17 protein-coding genes and 1 rRNA gene are annotated in these 15,790 nt (G+C 69.2%); 5 read left to right on the forward strand and 13 right to left on the reverse strand.

What is annotated here, in order from left to right; genetic code table 11:
* The 4 genes from BMY74_RS36130 to BMY74_RS36145 form a co-directional block, all read right to left on the reverse strand.
* Positions 1-529, reverse strand: a 16S ribosomal RNA gene (locus BMY74_RS36130); the annotation flags it as partial.
* Positions 530-918: 389 nt separating this feature from the next.
* Positions 919-2,046, reverse strand: coding sequence for a sensor histidine kinase (locus tag BMY74_RS36135; protein WP_089923911.1), 1,128 nt, complete (start codon positions 2,044-2,046; stop codon positions 919-921).
* Positions 2,047-2,062: 16 nt separating this feature from the next.
* Positions 2,063-2,746: a response regulator transcription factor gene (locus BMY74_RS36140; RefSeq protein ID WP_089923915.1), complete on the reverse strand. Its 684-nt coding sequence runs from the start codon at positions 2,744-2,746 to the stop codon at positions 2,063-2,065.
* 46 nt (positions 2,747-2,792) lie between these two features.
* Entirely contained in the window at positions 2,793-3,227 is a 435-nt protein-coding gene (locus BMY74_RS36145; protein WP_089923918.1) for a MarR family winged helix-turn-helix transcriptional regulator, read from the reverse strand.
* Positions 3,228-3,297: 70 nt separating this feature from the next.
* Between BMY74_RS36145 and BMY74_RS36150 the strand changes: the two genes are divergently transcribed.
* Positions 3,298-4,254 carry a cytochrome P450 family protein gene (locus tag BMY74_RS36150; RefSeq protein ID WP_089923922.1) on the forward strand — a complete coding sequence of 319 codons (957 nt, stop codon included), beginning with the start codon at positions 3,298-3,300 and terminating at the stop codon, positions 4,252-4,254.
* Here BMY74_RS36150 and BMY74_RS36155 read toward each other — a convergent pair.
* The 4 genes from BMY74_RS36155 to BMY74_RS36170 all read right to left on the reverse strand — a co-directional run bounded on the left by BMY74_RS36155 (position 4,241) and on the right by BMY74_RS36170 (position 10,259).
* A complete protein-coding gene (locus BMY74_RS36155; RefSeq protein WP_089924367.1) occupies positions 4,241-4,879 on the reverse strand; it encodes an SPFH domain-containing protein in 639 nt (212 codons plus the stop codon). The genes BMY74_RS36150 and BMY74_RS36155 overlap by 14 nt on opposite strands.
* Positions 4,880-5,104: 225 nt before the next feature.
* Positions 5,105-7,009 (reverse strand): 1-deoxy-D-xylulose-5-phosphate synthase, encoded by a 1,905-nt coding sequence (gene dxs / locus BMY74_RS36160; protein WP_089924370.1) that lies wholly within the window; start codon positions 7,007-7,009, stop codon positions 5,105-5,107.
* A 62-nt stretch (positions 7,010-7,071) separates the two neighbouring features.
* Entirely contained in the window at positions 7,072-8,277 is a 1,206-nt protein-coding gene (locus BMY74_RS36165) for a class I SAM-dependent RNA methyltransferase (RefSeq protein ID WP_089923925.1), read from the reverse strand.
* Positions 8,274-10,259, reverse strand: a complete 1,986-nt coding sequence (locus tag BMY74_RS36170; RefSeq protein ID WP_089923928.1) for an APC family permease — start codon at positions 10,257-10,259, stop codon at positions 8,274-8,276. Before BMY74_RS36170 ends, BMY74_RS36165 begins: the two co-directional genes overlap by 4 nt.
* A gap of 82 nt (positions 10,260-10,341) precedes the next feature.
* On the opposite strand from BMY74_RS36170, the gene BMY74_RS36175 reads away from it, so the two are divergent.
* Together BMY74_RS36175 and BMY74_RS36180 are read left to right on the forward strand one after the other, a co-directional pair.
* A complete protein-coding gene (locus tag BMY74_RS36175) occupies positions 10,342-11,004 on the forward strand; it encodes a potassium channel family protein (protein WP_089923932.1) in 663 nt (220 codons plus the stop codon).
* Positions 11,004-11,660 carry a potassium channel family protein gene (locus BMY74_RS36180; RefSeq protein WP_089923935.1) on the forward strand — a complete coding sequence of 219 codons (657 nt, stop codon included), beginning with the start codon at positions 11,004-11,006 and terminating at the stop codon, positions 11,658-11,660. The genes BMY74_RS36175 and BMY74_RS36180 overlap by 1 nt, the downstream gene beginning before the upstream one ends.
* 57 nt (positions 11,661-11,717) lie before the next feature.
* Here BMY74_RS36180 and BMY74_RS36185 read toward each other — a convergent pair whose 3' ends face one another.
* Positions 11,718-12,482, reverse strand: coding sequence for a DUF3159 domain-containing protein (locus tag BMY74_RS36185; RefSeq protein WP_089923938.1), 765 nt, complete (start codon positions 12,480-12,482; stop codon positions 11,718-11,720).
* Positions 12,479-12,844 (reverse strand): OB-fold nucleic acid binding domain-containing protein, encoded by a 366-nt coding sequence (locus BMY74_RS36190; RefSeq protein WP_089923941.1) that lies wholly within the window; start codon positions 12,842-12,844, stop codon positions 12,479-12,481. The genes BMY74_RS36185 and BMY74_RS36190 overlap by 4 nt, the downstream gene beginning before the upstream one ends.
* Before the next feature lie 219 nt (positions 12,845-13,063).
* Between BMY74_RS36190 and BMY74_RS36195 the strand changes: the two genes are divergently transcribed.
* Complete coding sequence (locus BMY74_RS36195) at positions 13,064-13,585, forward strand: alpha/beta fold hydrolase (protein WP_245786546.1); 522 nt, start codon at positions 13,064-13,066, stop codon at positions 13,583-13,585.
* Here the strand turns inward: BMY74_RS36195 and BMY74_RS36200 are convergent.
* Both BMY74_RS36200 and dut read right to left on the reverse strand, forming a co-directional pair.
* On the reverse strand, positions 13,582-14,199 hold the full coding sequence (locus BMY74_RS36200) for a DUF3710 domain-containing protein (RefSeq protein ID WP_089923947.1): 618 nt from the start codon (positions 14,197-14,199) through the stop codon (positions 13,582-13,584). The genes BMY74_RS36195 and BMY74_RS36200 overlap by 4 nt on opposite strands.
* Before the next feature lie 4 nt (positions 14,200-14,203).
* Complete coding sequence (gene dut, locus BMY74_RS36205; RefSeq protein WP_089923950.1) at positions 14,204-14,677, reverse strand: dUTP diphosphatase; 474 nt, start codon at positions 14,675-14,677, stop codon at positions 14,204-14,206.
* Between the two features lie 24 nt (positions 14,678-14,701).
* On the opposite strand from dut, the gene BMY74_RS36210 reads away from it, so the two are divergent.
* Positions 14,702-15,163: a DUF3093 domain-containing protein gene (locus BMY74_RS36210; protein WP_245786547.1), complete on the forward strand. Its 462-nt coding sequence runs from the start codon at positions 14,702-14,704 to the stop codon at positions 15,161-15,163.
* 90 nt (positions 15,164-15,253) lie between these two features.
* On the opposite strand, the gene BMY74_RS36215 is transcribed toward BMY74_RS36210, so the two are convergent.
* Positions 15,254-15,553, reverse strand: a complete 300-nt coding sequence (locus BMY74_RS36215) for a DUF4193 domain-containing protein (RefSeq protein WP_030474775.1) — start codon at positions 15,551-15,553, stop codon at positions 15,254-15,256.
* Between the last annotated feature and the right edge of the window lie 237 nt (positions 15,554-15,790).

Below are 15,790 nucleotides of genomic sequence, written 5' to 3' on the forward strand. Positions count from 1 at the left end.
CGGACAACGCTCGCACCCTACGTATTACCGCGGCTGCTGGCACGTAGTTAGCCGGTGCTTCTTCTGCAGGTACCGTCACTTGCGCTTCGTCCCTGCTGAAAGAGGTTTACAACCCGAAGGCCGTCATCCCTCACGCGGCGTCGCTGCATCAGGCTTTCGCCCATTGTGCAATATTCCCCACTGCTGCCTCCCGTAGGAGTCTGGGCCGTGTCTCAGTCCCAGTGTGGCCGGTCACCCTCTCAGGCCGGCTACCCGTCGTCGCCTTGGTAGGCCATTACCCCACCAACAAGCTGATAGGCCGCGGGTCCATCCCATACCGCCGGAACTTTCCACCACCGAACATGCATTCAGTGGTCGTATCCGGTATTAGACCTCGTTTCCAAGGCTTATCCCAGAGTACAGGGCAGGTTACCCACGTGTTACTCACCCGTTCGCCGCTCGTGTACCCCGAAGGGCCTTACCGCTCGACTTGCATGTGTTAAGCACGCCGCCAGCGTTCGTCCTGAGCCAGGATCAAACTCTCCAATAAGGATCGTTGTGATCGCTCCAGACGGAATATGTCTGGCAATCTGGTCTTGCATCTCAAAGGAATACCCCGACGAGGGGTATTCATATTACTGGCTGTGTTTCGGCACGCTGTTGAGTTCTCAAAGAACACGCGCTCACCGCAGCTCATCTCCGAGGAGAGTCACTTCCGGGGCTGTGTCAGGCTTAGAAGTCTTTCGCCGCGCTCCGTTCCGGTCTGTTTCCCGGCCCGTTCCGCGCTGGCAGAGAGAAATTTACACGGGCGCCCTGCGAGATCCAAATCGGGGGTCCCGCACGGAGTAACCGCAGGTCAGACGCCACGCAGACGGCCCAAACCCGCCAAGATCGACGCACAGTGTGACCGGGGCCACGCGAAGAATCTCGCATTCGCCGTCAGCGGGGTGCGCTCGGCAGGTGCACGGTGACCGACAGGCCACCGGTCGGCACGGCCACTGCCTGCGCAAACCCGCCGTGCGCGGCCACCGCGGCACGCACGATCGACAGCCCGAGACCCGTGCCCGACTGGCTCGTCCGGTCCTTGACCCCGCGGCGGAACGGCTCGAACAGCTCCTCCACGCGATCCGGCGGGATCACCGGCCCGGACGACGACACCCGCAGGACCGACCACTGCGGCCCCGTCTCCACCACGGTCTCGATCCACCCGCCGACGTGGTTGTGGCGGACGGCGTTCTCCAGCAGGTTGCCGGCGATGCGCTCCAGCAAGGCGGGGTCGCCGACCGCGAGAGCCGGAGCGCACCGGAACACCGTGCGCAGGTTGCGTGCCTCAGCCTCGGCGCGTGCGGCCCTCCACGCGGACTCGACCACAGCGGACAGGTCGACCGGCTCACGGACGGCGAGGCCGATCCCGTCCGTGCGCGCGAGCAGCAGCAGCGCGGACACCAACTGTTCGGCGCGCTCGCCCGCCGCCCGCACGACGCCGGCCATGCGGCGCAGCTCTTCCACGTCGGCATCCGGGTCGGACAGCGTCACGTCCAGTTCCGTGCGCACCACCGAGAGAGGAGTGCGCAGTTCGTGCGATGCGTTCGCCACGAACCGGCGCTGCGAGTCGAACGCCGCCTCGAGCCGGTCGAGCATCGTGTCGAACGTGTCCGCGAGCTCCGCGACCTCGTCACGGGGTCCTTCCAGGCGCAACCGCGACCCGAGCGACTCGGCCGACAACTTGCGCGCGGCACCCGTGACGTCGTGCAGAGGTTTCAGCACACGGCCGGTGAACGTCCACGCCAGTACGGCGGCGGCCACCACCATGCACGCGAACGCGATGAGGCCCGCGCGCAGCAGGTCCTGCCGAGCCGCCGCCGTCAGGGCGTCGGTCAGCGTCTTCACGGTGACGGTGACACCGTCGACCGTCACCTGGCTGTCGGAGGGGAACGACGGCGACGAGTCGAAGACCCGCCCGACCAGCGTCCACCCGAGGAACAGCAGGACAGCGCCGACCACCGCGACGAGCGCGGTGGTCAGGAGCGTGATCCGAAGGCGAAGCCCTGGTCCGCGCCTCCGCATAGGTCAGTCTCCGAGATCAGTCTTCAGCGGATCCGTTCGAAGCACTCGGGACCCGGTAGCCCGAGCCCACGACGGTGTCGATGATGCCCGGTTCGCCCAGCTTCTTGCGCAACGTCATCACGGTGACGCGCACGGTCGTGGTGAACGGATCGGCGTTCTCGTCCCACACGCGCTCGAGCAGTTCCTCGCTGCTGACGACCGACCCCTTGGCCGCGAGCAGCACCTCGAGGACGCCGAACTCCTTGCGCGTCAGCTCGACCGGCTGCCCGCCGCGGGCCACCGTGCGGCGCGCCGGGTCCAGCTCGACGTCCTGCGCGGACAGCACGGGCGGTGTCGCCGGCGTGGCGCGCCGGGCCAGCGCCCGCACGCGCGCGACGAGCTCGGGGAACGCGAACGGCTTCGCGAGGTAGTCGTCCGCGCCGAGTGACAGCCCGGAGACGCGGTCCTCGATCGACCCGCTCGCCGTGAGCATCATGACCCTGGTGAGCGCGCCGGAGCTGAGGATCTCCTTGCACAGCTCGTCGCCGGACATCCCCGGGAGGTCGCGGTCGAGCACCACGACGTCGTACCGCGTGACGGTCGACTTCTCGTGCCCGGTCTCGCCGTCGTAGGCGACGTCCACGGCCATGCCCTCACGCCTCAGGCCACGAGCGATCGCGTCTGCCAGAGGTGCCTCGTCCTCGACTACCAGAATCCGCACGCGTCCAAGGTGCCACACGCACCTGAGAAGCCGCTTAACGACACCTTCACGCGCGCTGTCGGATCTCCTCCTCGGTCCGCTCGGCCGCTGAGGAGAGGAAACGCAGGATCACGGCCTGTTCGGTCTCGTCGAATCCGGCCAGGTCGGCGCGGTGGCGTTCGTTCAGCGAGTCGTAGAGGCCACCCACGCGGCGCACCGCGTCCGGGTCCGGTTCGATGACGACCTTGCGGCGGTCGTGCGGGTCCGGCACGCGGCGCACGAACCCGGCCTGGACGAGGCGTTCGATCATCCGCGAGGCCGAGCCGCTGGTCAGGTTGACCCGGCGGGCCAGCTCACCGGGCGACGCCGGTCCCGAGTTCGCGAGGACGTACAGCGCCTGGAGATCCGTCCACGTCATCCCGAGCTGCTCGGCGAGCATGCCGTTGAACTGGATGACCGGGATCTGCCACCGGGCGATGGCTCGCAGGACCTCTTCCGTCATGGCCCGCTAGTCTACTTGCACCACGCAGTCGCTGCGTCACGCAGCAATTGCGTGATACATTCACTGCGTGATGCAGCGAATCTCGATGTACGACCACCCCGTCTGGATCGTCACCGACACCGACCTCGCCCGAACCGTCCTGGCGGACAGCCGTTTCGCCAAGGACCCCGCTCTCGCGCCGGGACACTGGAACGCGCGGACCGCCGGCCTCGAGCCCACCGCGGCCGAGCAGATGTCGCTCACCACGCTGGACGGTGAACCGCACGCGCGGTTGCGCAAGGCGTTCGCACCGCTGTTCAGCGCCGCCAAGATGCGCGCCTACCACCCGCGCGTCCGCGCCATCGCCGAGAACCTGCTCAGCGCGTTGCCCGCCGAGGTCGACCTGATCGACGACTTCACGACCAGGTACCCGCTGGCCGTCCTCTGCGAGCTGCTGGGCATCCCGGAGCGCGAAGTCGATCTCGCGATCGAGGCGTGCCGGCTGATGCACGTCGACTACCCGGCCAACGTCCCCGCGGCCATGGGGAGTTTCGCGCGCCTGGCCTCGCAGGCGACCGCCGAGCTGCGCATGCCGGAGGGCAGCACGGAACAGGACCTGCACTACCAGATCTTCACGATCCTGTTCGCGGGCCAGCTCACCACCGACCTGGCGGCGGGCTTCCTCGTCGCGCGGCTGATCGGCAGCGACGAGACGGCGGACGAACTGGTCCGGGAGACGCTGCGCGCGCATCCCCCGGCACCGTTCACGTTGTGGCGCTTCACGACCACCGAGGTGGAGATCGCGGGCACCGAGCTCCCCGGTGGCTCGCCCGTGCTCGTCGACCTGACCCGCGTGCCGGACCTCGTGTTCGGTTTCGGTCCGCACTTCTGCATCGGCGCCCAGCTGGCCCAGCTCGAGCTCGAGGCACTGGCCGAGGCGTTCCGCGCCCTCTACCCCGACGCCCGCGTGACGGCACCGCTGTCGCAGAGCTCACCGGGCGGGATCATGGGCAGCAGGCTGGACGCCCTGCCCGTCAAGCTCGCTTAGGTCGCTCCACCACGACCGTGGACGCGGCCTGCAATGCGCGCAGCTCCAGCAAGGCGGGGTGCTCCTCGGCGAGCCGGGCCGCGTTGAGCAACGAACGCAGCGCCGCAGTCTCCCCGCGTGCACGCTCCAGCGCCGCACGTCCCTCGGACGCCGCCACGAGCTCCGCCAGTGCCGCTCGGCGCAGTTCGCCGGGCATGACGACATCGCGCACGGCCACCTCGGAGACCGAGATGCCCAGCTCAGCGGCTCGGAGAGCCACAGCAGCCAGCACTTCGGCGGCGATGGCCTCACGCTCGGGATCAACGGCGGAGTGCACGCGCGTGATCACCGCACCGCGCAGTGCGAGCTGCACGGCCGTGTAGAGCTCGGCCTCGGGACCGGCGGATGCGACCACGAACGCCGTCGCGGACGACACGGCCCAACGGACGACCACGGTCACACGGACCAGCACGCCGTCGGCGGTCGGCACGTCCTGTGCCGCCGGGGTGAGCGAGCGCGCCCGGAGGTCGACGCGGTGCAGGACGACGTGCCGCGGGAACTTGTGCTCGCCGGGCTCCACCTCGCCCACCAGCACTCCCCGATCGAACCTGACCGCCCGCTCCCACGGGTACAGCGTGTGCTTCATCGTCTCCACCTCCGTCCAGGTTGACCGAGACCCCGGCCGGCGAGGCCGCGAACGGGAGTCCACAAGGGACTCGCAGAGCTCACGGCCCCCGTGTGCGACCGGGGTCTCGGCGTTCAGGATTTGAACCTGGTGCTTCTACAGCGCCACGCGCCGCCCCGATTGCGGAACCCGGCGAGGAAGGCCTGCCGGGCCGCGGAAGGCGGCGCGTGGTGGAGGTTAGCCGAACTACTTCTCCGCGGGCGCGTCGATTTCGACGGGCAGGCACTCGAGGCGAGCGGCCCACTCCGTCACGCGGCGCGCCACGTCCTGCGCGGTGATGCCGCACAGCGCGAGCACCTCGCCACGCGAGCCGTGGTCGTGGAACTCCTGCGGCAGGGCGATGTCGCGCAACGGCACGTCGACGTCGGCGTCGCGCAGGGCGGCGGCGAACGACGACCCGAAGCCACCGTGCCGGCCACCGTCCTCGACGGTCACAACGAGCTTGTGCGACGCGGCCATCTCCACGAGGTCGGACGACATCGGGTAGATCCACCGCGGGTCGACGACCGTCACGCCGATGCCCTGGTCCTCCAGCCGTTGCGCGGCTTCGAGTCCGAGCTCGCCCAACGCGCCGACCGTCACCAGCAGCACGTCGTTGCCCGACTGCCGGAGGACGTCCACGGACCCCACGCGCTCCAGCGCGGGCAGGTCCGGGCCGACCGAGGCCTTCGGGTAGCGGATCACCGTCGGCGCGTCCGCGATCTCCACGGCCTCGCGCAGCTCCTCCGTCAGCGTGCCCGCGTCCCGCGGCGCCGCCACGTGCACGCCGGGGATGACGCCGAGGATCGACATGTCCCACATGCCGTGGTGCGACGCGCCGTCCGGGCCGGTGACGCCCGCGCGGTCGAGCACGACCGTGACGCCCTGCCTGTGCAGCGCGACGTCCATCAGCAGCTGGTCGAACGCCCTGTTCAGGAACGTCGCGTAGACGGCGACGACCGGGTGCAGTCCACCGATGGCGAGACCGGCGGCGGAGGTCAGCGCGTGCTGCTCGGCGATGCCGACGTCGAAGAACCTCTCCGGGAACGCCTTGGCGAACGCGTCCAGGCCGGTCGGGCCCTGCATCGCGGCGGTGATCGCCACGACGTCGGAGCGCTCGCGGCCGATGTCGACCAGCGAGTCGGAGAACACGTGCGTCCAGGTGCGGCTGGACGGCTTCAGGTCCTCGCCGGTGATCGGGTCGATGACGCCGGTGGCGTGCATCTGGTCGGCCTCGTGGTTCTCGGCCGGCGCGAACCCCATGCCCTTGCGGGTCACGGCGTGCACGATCACCGGGCCGCCGAACGACTTCGCGCGCTGCAGAGCGGACTCCAGCGTCGCCATGTCGTGGCCGTCGACCGGGCCGATGTACTTGAGGCCGAGGTCCTCGAACATCGCCTGCGGCGCCAGGGCGTCCTTGATGCCGCGCTTGGCGGCGTGCAGGGCGGCGTAGAGCGGCTTGCCGAAGATCGGCGTCTGCTCGAGGACGCTCTTGCCCTTCTCGAGCACGCGCTCGTAGCCGGGGCGCAGGCGCAGCGACGACAGGTGGTCGGCGAGACCGCCGATCGTCGGCGAGTAGGAGCGGCCGTTGTCGTTGACCACGATCACGACCGGGCGGTTCTTGTCCGCCGCGATGTTGTTCAGCGCCTCCCAGCACATGCCGCCCGTGAGCGCGCCGTCACCGACGACCGCGACCACGTGGCCGTGCGCGCCGTTGATCTGCTTCGCCTTCGCCAGACCGTCCGCGTAGGACAGCGCCGTCGAGGCGTGCGAGCTCTCCTGCACGTCGTGCTCGGACTCCGACCGCGACGGGTAGCCCGACATGCCGCCCTGCTGGCGGAGCTTGTCGAAGCCGTCGCGGCGGCCCGTGACGATCTTGTGCACGTACGACTGGTGACCGGTGTCGAACACGATCGGGTCCTGCGGCGAGTCGAAGACCCGGTGCAGTGCCAGGGTCAGTTCGACTACGCCCAGGTTGGGGCCCAGGTGCCCGCCCGTCTTGGACACCTTGTCGACCAGGAAACGCCGGATCTCCTCGCACAGCTGCGACAGCTGCGCCTCGTCCATCCGTTTCAGATCAGCTGGTCCGTGCACGGACTCCAGCAGGGTCACCACGCCCACCTCACTCCTGAAGACTTCGGCTCAGTCTACGGAGACGCGACTGAGACGCATGGTCAGCTCGTCTCAGGTACGAGCAGGGCGATGCACTCCATGTGGTGCGTCATCGGGAACGCGTCGAACGCCCGCAGGTCCGCGAGCCGGTACCCCTGAACTGTGAATTCGGCCAGGTCGCGAGCCAGTGCGGCGGGGTCGCAGGCCACGTAGACCACCCGCTGCGGACGGCGCCGTGCGACTTCAGCCACAACGACCTTGCCCGCACCCTTGCGAGGGGGGTCCAGCACGACGACATGAGGGTCTTCCACGGGCAGACGGCGCCCCACGGCGCGCTCCACCTTGTCCACCACGAACTCGACCTGGGACATGCGCCGGAGGTTGCGCCTGCCGTCTTCCACGGCACCGGGAAACGACTCGACGACCAGCACGGACCCGGTCTCGCCGACCTGCCGGCCGAGCACCGACGCGAAGAGCCCGGCGCCGCCGTAGAGGTCCCACGCGCGTTGCCCCGGCTCGGCCGCCGCCCACTCGCCCACGACGGTCGCGAACGTGTCCGCGGCCGCCGGGTGGACCTGCCAGAAGCCGTCCGCCGAAATTCGCCACTTTCGAAGGGCGGCGATCTCGACGGCCGTATCGCTCCCGGCGCGTCGCACGGTGTGTCGGCCGCGCACCTCACCCACATGACGGTTGCCGTCACCGTCCTGGACGATCGTGAGCTCCTGGGCCCGCCACTTCCGGTCGGCCACCGCCTCGACCATGCCCGGCCGGGAGATCACGCAGTGGTCGACCGGGATCACATCGTGGGATCGGGTACCGCGGAAACCCGGCCGTCCGTCGCGGTCGACGGCCATCCTGATCCGGGTCCGCCACTCCAGCGGGCCGCCCGGCAGCGCCTCGACGACGACGTCCCGTTCGATCTTGGCCAGGCGGCTCAGCTGCTCGCGGACCACCTGGGCCTTGAGCTCCCGTTGCGCGTCCCACGAGACGTGCTGGAAGTCGCAGCCGCCGCACAGCCCCGGTCCGCTGAACGGGCAGGGCGCCTCGACGCGGTCCGGTGACGGCTGCAGGACCTCGATGGCGTCCGCACGGCAGAACGAGCCGCCGTTGTCCTCGTACACCGACGCCACGACGCGTTCGCCAGGCAGTGCGTGGCGCACGAACAGAACGCGCCCCTCGTGCCGTGCGACGAAATGCCCGCCGTGCGCGACAGGGCCTACTTCTACCTCGAACTTGCGTCCGGTCCAGTCTTCCTTGGTGGTGCTCATCGGTCGTCAAGTCCCCTTCGGACAGCGCCGGGCGCGATGACGTCCTTGTCCTTGACCTTCACCGACGACTCGAGCTGCCAGGGAACACTGGTCACCATCACACCCGGCTGGAACAGCAGCCTTCCCTTGAGCCGCAACGCGCTCTGGTTGTGCAGGAGCTGCTCCCACCAGTGGCCGACCACGTACTCGGGGATGAACACCGTAACAACGTCGCGCGGGTTGTCCGTCTTGACGCGCTTGACGTAGTCGAGAACGGGCTTGGTGATCTCCCGGTAGGGCGACTCGATGACCTTGAGCGGGATCTTGAAGTTCTCCTTCTCCCACTCGGCGACGAGCTTGCGGGTGTCGCCGTCGTCGACGTTGACCGTGACGGCCTCCAGCACGTCCGGGCGCGTGGCCTTCGCGTAGGACAACGCCCGCAGCGTGGGCATGTGCAGTTTGGACACCAGCACCATGCAGTGGTTGCGCGCGGGCATCGTGCGCACGCGCTCCTGCTTGCGCAGCTCCTCGGCGACGGTGTCGTAGTGCTTGCGGATCGCCGTCATCAACGCGTAGATGGCGGCCATCGCGGCGATGGCGATCCACGCGCCCTTGGTGAACTTGGTGATCAGGACGATGATCAGCACGGTCGCGGTCAGCGCCAAGCCGAACGTGTTGATGGCCTGCGAGCGCCGCATCCGGGTGCGCGCCTGGGCGTCGGTCTCGGTCTTGAGCAGCCGCTGCCAGTGCTTGATCATGCCGAGCTGGCTCAGCGTGAACGACACGAACACACCGACGATGTAGAGCTGGATCAGCCGGGTCACCTCGGCGTCGAACGCGATCACCAGCACGACCGCGAAGCCCGCGAGGAACAGGATGCCGTTGGAGAACGCGAGCCGGTCGCCGCGGGTGTGCAACTGGCGCGGCAGGTAGCGGTCCTGGGCGAGGATCGAGCCGAGCACGGGGAAGCCGTTGAACGCCGTGTTCGCCGCGAGCACGAGGATGAGCGCGGTCACACCGGCGATGAAGTAGAAGCCGGGCGGGAAGTTGTCGAAGACGGCGTGCGCGATCTGCGCGACCATCGTCTTCTGCTCGTAGCCCTCGGGCGCGTTGGTGATCTGCTGGTCGGGGAACTCGGCCATCCGCACGTCGGTCAGCTGGGCGAGGACGATCAGGCCCATCAGCATGACCACCGAGATGCCGCCCATCAGCAGCAGCGTCGTGGCGGCGTTGCGGGACTTGGGCTTGCGGAACGCGGGCACGCCGTTGCTGATGGCCTCGACACCGGTCAAAGCGGCGCAACCGGACGAGAACGCCCGCAGCACGAGGAACACGAACGCGAGCCCCATCAGGTGGTCGGACTCGGCGTGGATCTCGAGGCCGGAGCTCTCGGCCCGCATCTCGTCGCCCATCACGAAGCCGCGGAACAGGCCGTAGCCGATCAGGCCGAAGACACCGATCATGAACGCGTAGACCGGGACGGCGAACGCGCTGCCGGACTCGCGGATGCCGCGCAGGTTCACCGCCGTCAGCAGCACGATGGCCGCGACCGCGAACTCCGCCTTGTGGGTCGCGACGAACGGGATCGCGGACCCGATGTTCGCCGCCGCCGCCGAGATCGACACCGCGACCGTGAGGATGTAGTCGACGAGCAGGGCGCTCGCCACCGTGAGCCCCGCTCTGCGGCCCAGGTTGACCGTCGCGACCTCGTAGTCACCGCCTCCGGACGGGTAGGCGTGCACGTTCTGCCGGTAGCTGGCCACCACGGTGAGCATGACCACGACGACCGCGACACCCACCCACGGCGCCATCGCGTAGGCGCTCAGGCCGGCCACGGACAGCATCAGGAAGATCTCTTCGGGCGCGTACGCGACCGACGACATGGCGTCGGAGGCGAAGACCGGCAAGGCGATGCGTTTGGGCAGGAGGGTGTGAGCGAGGCGATCGCTGCGGAACGGCCGTCCGACCAGGAGGCGTTTGGCGGCGGTGGCGAGCTTGGACACGGCCAGAGCGTAAGGGGTCCGCTCACCGGGACGGGCTAATGCTCGGTAGGTTCTGCGCAGAGTTCGCCTGAGGAGGCATGTCGTGCACGTGGTGATCATGGGGTGTGGCCGGGTGGGAGCCTCCCTGGCCAGGGCCCTCGAGCGACTCGACCACCAGGTCGCCGTGATCGACAAGGATTCGCAGTCGTTCCGCAGGCTGGGCAGCGACTTCCACGGACAGCAGGTCGTCGGCAACGGTTTCGACCGCAACGTCCTGATCGAGGCCGGGGTCGAGCGCGCGGGCGCGTTCGCGGCGGTCTCCAGCGGCGACAACTCGAACATCATCTCGGCGCGGGTCGCGCGCGAGACGTTCGGCGTCGAGCACGTCGTCGCGCGCATCTACGACCACAAGCGCGCCGCCGTGTACGAGCGCCTGGGCATCCCGACCGTGGCGACGGTGCCGTGGAGCACCGACAGGTTCCTCCGGATGCTGTTGCCCGAAGGGGCGGCGACCGCGTGGCGCGACCCGTCCGGCACCGTGGCGGTGCTGCCGATCGAGGTCTCCGAGGAGTGGGTCGGACGGCCCGTCCGCGAGCTCGAGGAGGCGATCGGCGCGCGCGTGGCGTTCGTGATGCGCTTCGGCACGGGTGTGCTGCCGGAGCACTCGACGGTCGTGCAGGCCGACGACACCATCTACGTGGCGGCGCTGTCCGGCACGATCACCGACGTCGCGGCCGCGGCGCTGCAGGCACCGGAGGAGAGCTGATGCGGGTCGCCATCGCCGGCGCGGGAGCGGTGGGCCGTTCCATCGCGCAGGAGCTCGTCTCGGACGGGCACCAGGTCATGCTGATCGAGCGGGACCGGGCGCACTTCGACCCGAACTCCGTCGAGCAGGCCGAGTGGGTGCAGGCCGACGCGTGCGAATTGTCCTCTTTGGAGGACGCCGGCATGCAGCTGTGCGACGTGGTGATCGCCGCGACCGGGGACGACAAGGTCAACCTCGTGGTGTCGCTCCTCGCCAAGACGGAGTTCGCGGTGCGCCGCGTCATCGCGCGCGTGAACGACCCGACGAACGAATGGCTGTTCACCGAGTCGTGGGGCGTCGACGTGGCCGTGTCGACGCCACGGCTGCTGGCCGCCATGGTCGAGGAGTCCGTGACGATCGGTGACGTCGTGCGGCTGATGACGTTGCGGCAGGGACAGGCGAACCTCGTGGAGATCACGCTCGACGAGTCGACGCCGTTCGCCGGCCGGGCGGTCTCGGAGCTGACGCTGCCGCGTGACGCCGCCCTGGTGACGATCCTGCGCGGCGGGCGGGTCATCGTGCCGCAGCCCGACGACACCCTGGAGGGCGGGGACGAGCTGTTGTTCGTCACGACCGCCGCCGTCGAGCAGGACATCAAGAGGGCTCTGGGGTACTGACGGTTCTCACGCGGATGCCCGGCAGGCCAGGCCTGCCGGGCATCGGCGTTTCCGGGCTCAGTCCCTGGACTTGTCGCGGGACTCGGCGTCGACGACGCGCTTGAGCTCGTCCATGTCCGGGGTCATCAGGTCGTCGGCGGTGCGCGCGAGCACGCCCTCCACCTCGGCCTGCGACTTGGCCTCCGCCTCGGCTGCCTCCTCGGCCGCCTTGAGGCGCTTGTCCGCGCGGCGGACCGCCCAGACCGTGGCGAGCAGGGCGATGGCCATCAGCGGGTAGCCCATGCCGAGGCGGGCGACGGCGAGCCAGCCGACCTGGTCCTCGTCGTAGAGCCAGCGCTGGACGACGAAGCGCGCGAAGAAGACCAGGGCCCACACGAAGGTCGCGATGTCGTAGTCGCGGACCGAGGCCTTGTCGTCGCGCCAGGAGCGGTCCCTGCCGTTGAGGAACGTCCAGATGACGCCGGCGAGGGGCCAGCGCACGACGATCGACAGCAGGAACGCGCTGCCGTACACGACGCTCTGCCAGATGCCGAAGAGGAAGAAACCCTTGGCCTCGCCCGTCTTGTAGGCGATGAAGGCCGCGATGCCGACGCCGAAGACGGCGGAGATCGCGGGCTGGATGGTTCCCTTGCGCACGGCCAGGACCGCGCCGATGACGACGGCGGCGGCGAGGGAGCTGATGATCGCGGCCATCAGGTTCTTGGTCGCGAAGTTGACGATCACGAAGACGAGCACGGGCAACGAGGAGTAGAGCATTCCGCTCACTCCGCCCATCTGCTCGAGGACGGTGGGCTGCTTTTCTTCGGTCTTGGCTGAAGTCATGAAGCGTTCTGCAACTCGTAATAGGGGTTGTAGAGCACCTTGCGCCCGTTGCGCACGGCGATGCGGCCACGGACCTTGATCGTCCGACCAGGCTCGATTCCCGCGATGCGACGGCGGCCGAGCCAGACGAGGGTGACGCCCTCGGTGCCGTCGTAGAGTTCGGCCTCCAGCGTGGCGGCCGCGTCCCGGGGGCAGAGCTCCACGCTGCGGAGCCTTCCGAGGACGGTGACCTCCTCACCGGACTTGCAGTCGCAGGCCTTCACCGCGCCGACGGCCTCCGCTTTTCGCGACAGGTCGTCCGCGTCGAGCTCGGCGACGTCGCTGGTCAAGCGACGCACCAAGCGGCGCCAATAGCCGCTCATCCCCGACTCCCGCAGTGCTCTGGTGGCCCCGTGGTGTGGGCCGTCTGACAGTGAGGGTACGCAGAGGCGGCGACAATCCCAGGCGTGCCTGCCGAGACCGTCCTGCTGCTGCCCGGAACCGCCTCAGACGAGGTTTTTGTCCGATCCGTGTTCACCGAGCCGTTGTCGCAGGTAGGTGCCGTTCTCCACGCACCACGCGTTCGCACACTCCGTGAACGGTTGACGGCCCTCGAAAATGCCCCCGCAGGCCACCCGATCGTGGTGGGCGGGGTCTCACTCGGCGCGCACGTCGCGGCGAGGTGGGCGGTGGCCAACCCGGACCGCTGCGCGGGTCTCGTCCTCGCCCTGCCGGCCTGGACCGGCACCCCGGACGGGGCTCCGGCGGCGCTCGCGGCCAGGGCCAGCGCGGAGATCGTCAGGACCCAGGGGCTCGCGACGGCGCTGTCCGGCACGTCCGGCTGGTTGCACGACGAGCTGACGAGGGCCTGGCACGGCTACGGAGAGCAGCTCGTGCCGCACCTCGAGGAAGCCGCCGAGTCGCTCGCACCGACGCTCGACGAGCTCGGGTCGCTCGACGTGCCGGTGGGGATCGTCGGGTGCACCGATGACCCGGTGCACCCGATCGCGGTCGCACGCGCGTGGGCACAAGCCCTCCCCCGCGCCGTGCTCGTCACGACGACGCTGGACGCCTATCCGCACGCGCTGGGGCGTGCGGTGCAGGCGTGGCGACAGGCGCGTTAGCCCTGCTGCTGCTGGATGTGGCGCGCGATGGCCTCCGGCAGCTCGACCGGCAGCGGCGTGCGGGGCGGCATCGGCTGCTCGCCGCGCACGACGACCGTTCCGCGCAGCATCTCGCGCAGCGCCTCGGCGTTCTGCTCGAAGTGCTCCTCGGGACCGGCCGCGACCCCGCGCAGCATCCAGCGCGGCCGGTCGACGCCGATGAAGAGGATCTTCACGCCCTGGTTGCGCGCGGTGATCTCCTCGCCCCACTCGCCGTTCTCGCGGTTGATGCGGGCGCCGTCCTCCTTGAGGCCGTCGATCAGCTCCGCACCGACCTCCTTCCAGAGGTCGCCCGACTTCGGCGCGGCGAACGCGCTGACCGTCAGCTGACCGACCGGCGTGAGGACGTGCACCGCGCGCACGGCGTTCGTCTGCTGGTCCATCTCGACCTGCAGCTGGGCCTCCTCCGGCATCGGCAGCAGCACCGAGCCCAGGTCGAGCCGATCCACGTCGTCCTGAGGCGCCACGGTCGAGTCCCACGGGCCCTCGACGTCGTCGAAGTCCTCGTCGTGCTCCGGACCGGTGTCGACCGCGCCCGAGGAGTGACGACCGCGCTTGCGGCGCCTTCCGAACATTGCCCTACCCCTCCGCCTTCATCCTGGCGAGCACCACGTGCCCGCCGGTCGAGCCATAGCCTCCCGCACCGCGTTCCGTCTCCGGCAACTCGGCGACCTCGCGGAACACCGCGTGCTCGACGCGTTGCACGACGAGCTGGGCGATCCGGTCGCCGCGTGACAGCGCGATCGGCTCACGAAGATCATGGTTCACGAGGCAAACGCGGATCTCACCGCGGTAGCCCGAGTCGATCGTGCCGGGCGTGTTCACCACGCTCAACCCGACCTTCGCGGCCAGTCCGGAACGCGGGTGCACGAACCCGGCGAAACCGGCGGGGAGCGCGATCGCGACACCGGTGCCGACCACGGCGCGCTCGCCTGGTGGAATGACCACGTCCGACGTGGTGACCAGATCGGCGCCCGCGTCGCCGAGACGGGCGTAGGCGGGCACGGGAACCCCCGGATCGAGCCGGGTCAGCAACACCTCGACGCTGGACACGGCGGCCGAGATTACCCTGACGACGTGAGTGAGACTGCCGTGACCGCCACTACGACCTTCCGCGAACGCCTGTACGTGACGTGGTGGATCTGGCCGCTGCCGCTGCTCGCGGCCGCGCTGCTGGCCGCCGAGGTGCACATGGGCTTCCCCGGAGTCCGGTCCTGGCTGCCGTACGTGATCCTGCTGCCGCTGACGGTCGTGCTGATCGTCCGGCTGGGCTCGACGAAGGTCGAGGTCTCCGGCGGCGAGCTGCGCGCGGGCGACGCGCACATCCCGCTGGAGCTGCTCGGCGAGGTCGAGATCATCCCCGTCGAGGACCGCCGCCGGACCATGGGCCGCGACCTCGACCCGGCGGCGTACGTCGTGCACCGGGGCTGGGTCAAGCCGCTCGTGCGGGTGCGGGTGGACGACCCGCAGGACCCGACCCCCTACTGGGTGATCAGCACGCGGCGCCCGGAAGAGCTCGCCGCCGCGATCAAGTCCTGAGAGAACACAACTGGGCGCCACCCGTGAGGGTGAGCGCCCAGTTTTTCTTCGGCGGACTGAACTCAGGCCTGTGGGATCAAGCCGTGCGGATCAGGCGCAGTCGCGGCAGATGTACGTGCCGCCGTTGTCCTCGGCAAGCCTGCTGCGGTGGTGCACCAGGAAGCACTTCGAGCACGTGAACTCGTCGGCCTGCTTGGGCAGGACCTTGAACGTGAGCTCCTCGCCGGACAGGTCGGCGCCCGGGAGCTCGAAGTTCTCCGCGCTCGCGTCCTCGTCGACGTCGACGACGCCGGACTGCGTCTCGTTCCGCCGGGCCTTCAACTCCTCGAGGGAGTCCTCAGCGAGTTCGTCCGCCTCGCTGCGACGCGGCGCGTCGTAGTCGGTCGCCATCTTCTTCACCCCTGCGGTCTACGGAGACTGTTCGTGTCGCTGGTTAACGCTCCAGCGACCTCTTTTGTGCCCCACGTCAAGGTGACGTAGGTCTCCCACACCCGGCGGGCAAGCCAACCCCCTTGACGCGACCGTCGGCTTGATCGAAATGTGTGCGGAGCGCGCAGAGGGTAGCTCATTGTCAGAGTGGCTCGACATCGGGTTACCCCTTACCGACCGGACGGGTGACACAACCTT

The organism is Lentzea albida (assembly GCF_900111005.1).
GTDB classification, from domain to species: Bacteria; Actinomycetota; Actinomycetes; order Mycobacteriales; family Pseudonocardiaceae; genus Lentzea; species Lentzea albida.